The following is a 4,992-nucleotide window of genomic DNA, read 5'->3' on the forward strand; positions in this document are numbered from 1 at the left end:
CTCCCAGGGCCAGCCTCCCAGGCGGCCTACGCCGCGACGGCCTCGGTGATGCTGAGCGCGGCCGGCGTGGGGAGGACGCGCGCAAGCCGCAGCCCCGCCTGGGCGAAGAGCTTGCGGAGGTCCTCCTCCGTGCGCTCGCGCCCCTGCAGCGACGCCAGCATCATCACGTCGAGCACCTTGCCTCCGTGCGGCCCGTTGCCGGGAGGGATGACGGTGTCCACGACGAGCACCCGCCCGCCCTCCTTCATCGCGCGGCGGCAGTTGAGCAGGATGCCCACGCACACCTCGTCGCTCCAGTCGTGGAGGATGCGCTTGAGGAGGTACGTGTCCGCGCCCTGGGGCACCGCCTTGAAGAAGTCCCCCTCCACGAGCTCGCAGCGCCCGGCGAGGCCCGCGTCGGCGATGCGCGCCTCGTCGAGGACGTGGCGGTGGTCGAAGAGCACGCCCTGGAGCGACGGCGAGCCCTTGAGCACCTCGATGAGGAAGCCGCCATGCCCGCCCCCCACGTCCACGACGCGCTCACACGCGCTGAAGTCGTAGCTGCGTGCGATGGGAGCGTTCTCCAGGTCCGACAGGCTGGACATGCCGCGGTGGAAGGTGGCCCCCGCCACCGGATCGCTGGCGAGGTGGTCGAAGAAGGGCTTGCCGAAGATGCGGTCGAACGGCGTCCTGCCCGTCCGCACCGTCTCCGTGAGCTCCCCGGTGGGCGCCCAGAAGATCTTCTGGGTGAGCATCAGGACCGCGCTGCGCAACGAGCCGGGGGCCGCGCTGCGCAGGTAGTCGGCGGCGGGCGTGAGCCCGAAGCACCCCGAGGCGTCCTCCGTGAACACCCCGACGCTCGCGAGCAGGCGCAGCACCCGGTACAGCGACGAGGCCTCCGCGCCCACCTCCTCCGCGAGGAGCCCCGCGCTCTTGGGCCCCTGCTCCAGGTGATCCGCGATGCCGAGCTCCGCGGCCGTGGCCAGCGCGCCCGACAGGATGAAACCAAAGCCAAGGTCGACGATGAGCTGCGCCGGGTGGACGGGAGGGGTGGTCATGCCCGGGTCGTACCCCCGGTGAAACCCAGGCGTCAAACCGGGTCGCTCAGGCGTGCAGCGTGCGGCCGAACAGCTCCGTGAGCCTGCGCCAGTGCGCCTCGGCGGCTTCCGGGTGGTACTGGGGCCAGCGCTCCACCGCGTAGCCGTGGCTCGCGCCGGGGTAGAGCTCGGACACGTACCGGACGCCGGACGCCTTCAGCGCCGCCTCCAGCGTCTCGATGGCCTGGGCGGGCATGGTGCTGTCCTGGTCCGCGTGGCCGAAATACAGCTCCCCCTTCACCTGGCCCACCAGCCGGTGGGGGCTGTCGGGCGCGTCCGTGACCAGACGCCCGCCGTGGGACGAGGCCGCCGCGCCGATGCGGTCCGGGAAGTTCGCGGCCATGCGCACGGCGAAGCCGCCGCTGAAGCAGTACCCCGCCACGCCCACCCGGCTGCCCTTCACGGAGGGGTGCCGGGCGAGGAAGTCGAGCTCGGCGGCGGCGTCCTGCTTCTGCCGCTCGGGCGTCAGGTTCCCGATGAGCCCGTAGATGCGCTTGCGGAAGACCTCGTCCGCGAAGGTGCCCTTGAGGTCGAGCTTCGACGCGTGGCCGTCCCGGTAGAAGAGGTTGGGCAGCAGGACGACATACCCTGACGACGCGAGCCGCTGCGCCATGATTTCGAAGGACGGCCGGACCCCAAAGGCATCCATCAGCATGATGACCGCGGGCCACGGCCCCGGGCCTTCCGGCTGGAACAGCTTCGCGTCCATCACTCCATCCGCGGTCTTGATGTCGACATCTTGCATGGCCCCCCTCTATAGCAGGAATGCCGCGCCTCCCCCTGAGCGCGGCATCCCCGCCTTCGCTGCTCAACGCCAGACGGGTGGGGCTACTTGACGCAGTTGGACCAGCCGCGCTTGCCGTTCATGACGGTCATCTCGAAGTAGCGCGTGCCGCTGTTGTAGTCGATGGACACACCGTCGCTGAAGTCGCTCGTCGTGAAGTGCCCGCCGATGCCGGACAGGAGGCAGGCCACGCCGCCGGGGTTGTAGGCCAGGTTCTCCGTGAAGCCGCCGCCCTCGCCGGCGATCCAGAGCCAGCCGCCCTGGCCCGTGGGCACGTCCACGCACAGGGCCCGGGCGCCACCCGTGCCGGACAGGTCGCCGCCCAGGTACCAGTTGATGCCGTCATTCCAGACGCGCGCGTAGTCGGCGCTCGTGGTGAAGGCGCCCGTGGAGGCCTCCACGCGGGTCAGGAAGCAGCGCCGGTCCGCGGTGACCGCGCCCAGCAGCTTCGCCGCCGTCCCCTGACGCCAGGTGACCTCCGGGGTGCGGTTGGTGGCCGTGTTGAGACACTGGACGCCGGTGGACAGCGCCTTGTTGTTGGCGTGGTTGACGAAGGCAATCCAGTTTCCGGCGAACATGTACGTGCCGGCGCTGCTCCAGTTCCCCGCGACGGCCGGCTTCAGGTTGCCCTGGATGCCCGTGAGGAAGCAGGTGCGGCCCGTGGAGGTTCCGATGGTGGTGGTGGTGTCCCCGTTGTTGGAGGTGCCCCACCAGTACGTGCCCCCCAGCCCGATGCCCTGCTCCGTGCTGGCGAGGGACACGCCCTCGGCCGCGGGCTGCGTGTCCTCCGCCGTGCCCGCCTGGGCGTCCAGTTCGCTGCCGCAACCTGCCGCGAGGAGCGTGAAGGGCAGCGCCAGGAACAGCTTCCGCACGGACTGCTTCGTGAATCGACCCATGATCAAGTTCCGTCCTTTGGTTTGTCGCAACGGACTGTCGACAAAGCAATGGGGATGCCAGCCACGGGGGCGGGGTCTCGCCCCTGCGCGGCGTGCCAGGTGTGCAAACCTTGCACAGCCCCGGGCTCCAGGGCGGTGCAGGGTCTGCCACCTCGTGCAACGTTTGCTCAGGGCTGGACGACGTTGACGCGGGAGGAGCCGAAGGCCTCCATCTTCCAGACGCCGCTGTCCAGGCCGCGCACGTAGGGGATGCCCTGGAACACGGTGAGGTCGTAGGCGCGGATGCCGCCCGGGTGCTCGGACCAGGTGCTGCCGCCCGTCGAGGACCAGAGGCCGTCATTGGCCCCGATGCCCCACAGCTTGCCGGTGGCGCCGTCCACCGCCAGCCGCTTGAGGGTCGTGGTAGCGGGCAGCTGCACGAAGGAGGAGCCGTTGTGCTTCCAGACGCGGTCATCCATGCCGAGGATGTAGGGGATGCCCTGGGCGACCGCGATGTCCTTGCCCGTGGAGGAGGTCGGGGTCTGCGCGCTCCAGACGAGGGTGGCGGGGTTGAAGGAGTAGACCTTGTCGTCCAGGCCAATGATCCAGACCTTGCCGGTGGACTCATCCACCGTGAGGCGCCTGGCCGTCTGCGCCGTCTGGACCCACCCCGCGCTGGTGCCCCGGTAGACGAAGTCGTTCATCCCAATCACATACGGAATCGTGGCGGTGACGGCGATGGCCTTCGCGGCGCCGCCCGGGCTCACGTCCAGGTAGACGCCGGTGTCGACGGGGCCGCTCAGGCGGTCGTGGGTGGTGAGGACCGCGTCCGTGTTGCTCACGGCCCACAGCTGGCCGTTGGTGCCCAGCGCGAAGTCGTTGACCACGGAGTTGCTCAGCAGCACGGGCCGGCTCGCCGCGGGCCAGATGAGCGAGTTGATGTGATTGGGCGCCGCTCCGCTGGGAATGCCCACGCCGTCCATCAGGGACCAGGGCGCGAGCTGCTCCATCCCGAACCAGGAGGTCAGCACCGCCTGGTCGATGGCGTACGCGCTGTCGAGCGGCAGGGGGCGCAGCGGGCCTCCGCACTGGGGGGACCACAGCGTCGACGACGCGTTCGACGCGACCGCTCCGATGTGGAGGTGCGGCTTCGAGGAGTTGCCCGAGTTGCCCAGCAGGCCCAGGAAGTCGCCCTCGTGGACCACCGCGCCCACGGTCATCAGGGCCGGGTTGAGCGAGCCGGCCTGCATGTGGGAGTACCCGACGAGATACGTGCCGTTGTCGATGGTGAAGCTGTTGCCGCCGCCATGCGACGCCGGGTTGACGGACCCCACCGGGAAGTTGGTCGCGTCGGTGTTGACGAAGTCCGTCACCGTGCCCGCGGTGACCGCGTAGATGGGCTTGCCCCACTGCCGGTAGTGTTCGTTCTGCGAGCCGTCGGTGCCCGGAAGCACATCGGACCAGCCGGAGCCCGTCCAACCATGGACGCCCACGTCATGGGCGAAGAGCTGGCAGCCCTGGACGCTCGCGCCGTGCACCGCGCCCATGCCCTGCCAGTACTCGTGGGGGCGCAGGTCGCCCACCCGGCCCCAGAAGCGGTTGCTGCCGGACGGCGTGGGCGCCTGGTAGGCGGCGAGCGTGAACGTCTGCATCAGCGGGGTCGGGTAGCCCGTGAAGAAGAGCCGCATGCGGATGGTGGCCGGCGCCGGGTTCGGCAGGATGATGTTCTGGGCGGCGCTGAACGACCAGTTGCGGATCGCGTTCGCGGGCACGACGACGCTGGTGGTCATGCCCGTCAACAGCGTCGTGCCGGGAAAGTCGATCAGCACGGAGGACAACGTCACGGACGTCGCCTCGTTGTTGCGCAGCGCCACCGCGAGCGACACCTGGTGGCTGGGGCCCGACGCCGTCGCGGAAGGGGCCGCCATGGTGTGGTAGCGAATGGCGCCTCCCTCCATGGGCTCGTAATAGGTCGTGACGTTCGGCGCCTGCGCGAGCGCGAGCGGTGCCCACAGGAGGCAGGGCAACAACAGCAGGAGGGTGCGGAGCTTCATCATGGGCTCGGGAGTCCTTGGGTTGGGAGCAGGCCCTCACCAGAGCAACGCGAGTGCCAGGGCGCGGTCCCCCCGGGCGCGCCTTCCCTCGCGGCAAGCGTTGCCGGTTTCGGGGCCTGGAGGGCCGGCAAGGTCGGCCAGCGCCGGCCGGGATTGCCGGGCTTCGAGGCTCCCTTTCCGCCGCCAGGAAGAAAGGGGTGAGG

Annotated in this window: 4 protein-coding genes; all 4 read right to left on the reverse strand. The window is 70.0% G+C overall.

From position 1 onward, the window contains the following. Positions 1 to 26: 26 nt before the first annotated feature. On the reverse strand, positions 27 to 1,037 hold the full coding sequence (locus D7V93_RS37750) for a methyltransferase (RefSeq protein ID WP_120647935.1): 1,011 nt from the start codon (positions 1,035 to 1,037) through the stop codon (positions 27 to 29). A gap of 46 nt (positions 1,038 to 1,083) precedes the next feature. Next, the gene (locus D7V93_RS37755) at positions 1,084 to 1,821 is read right to left on the reverse strand and encodes a dienelactone hydrolase family protein (protein ID WP_120647936.1); all 738 of its coding nucleotides are present in this window, start codon (positions 1,819 to 1,821) and stop codon (positions 1,084 to 1,086) included. Between the two features lie 83 nt (positions 1,822 to 1,904). Further along, the gene (locus D7V93_RS37760) at positions 1,905 to 2,756 is read right to left on the reverse strand and encodes a hypothetical protein (RefSeq protein ID WP_147451552.1); all 852 of its coding nucleotides are present in this window, start codon (positions 2,754 to 2,756) and stop codon (positions 1,905 to 1,907) included. Positions 2,757 to 2,923: 167 nt separating this feature from the next. Then, on the reverse strand, positions 2,924 to 4,792 hold the full coding sequence (locus D7V93_RS37765; protein WP_120647938.1) for a M23 family metallopeptidase: 1,869 nt from the start codon (positions 4,790 to 4,792) through the stop codon (positions 2,924 to 2,926). Positions 4,793 to 4,992 lie beyond the last annotated feature (200 nt).

The organism is Corallococcus llansteffanensis (assembly GCF_003612055.1).
Lineage (GTDB): Bacteria > Myxococcota > Myxococcia > Myxococcales > Myxococcaceae > Corallococcus > Corallococcus llansteffanensis.

Bases quoted from the DNA above. Each gene is read 5' to 3' on its own strand.
- D7V93_RS37750 (WP_120647935.1), bottom strand. From the start codon at position 1,037: ATGACCACCCCTCCCGTCCACCCGGCGCAGCTCATCGTCGACCTTGGC.
- D7V93_RS37755 (WP_120647936.1), bottom strand. From the start codon at position 1,821: ATGCAAGATGTCGACATCAAGACCGCGGATGGAGTGATGGACGCGAAG.
- D7V93_RS37760 (WP_147451552.1), bottom strand. From the start codon at position 2,756: ATGGGTCGATTCACGAAGCAGTCCGTGCGGAAGCTGTTCCTGGCGCTG.
- D7V93_RS37765 (WP_120647938.1), bottom strand. From the start codon at position 4,792: ATGATGAAGCTCCGCACCCTCCTGCTGTTGTTGCCCTGCCTCCTGTGG.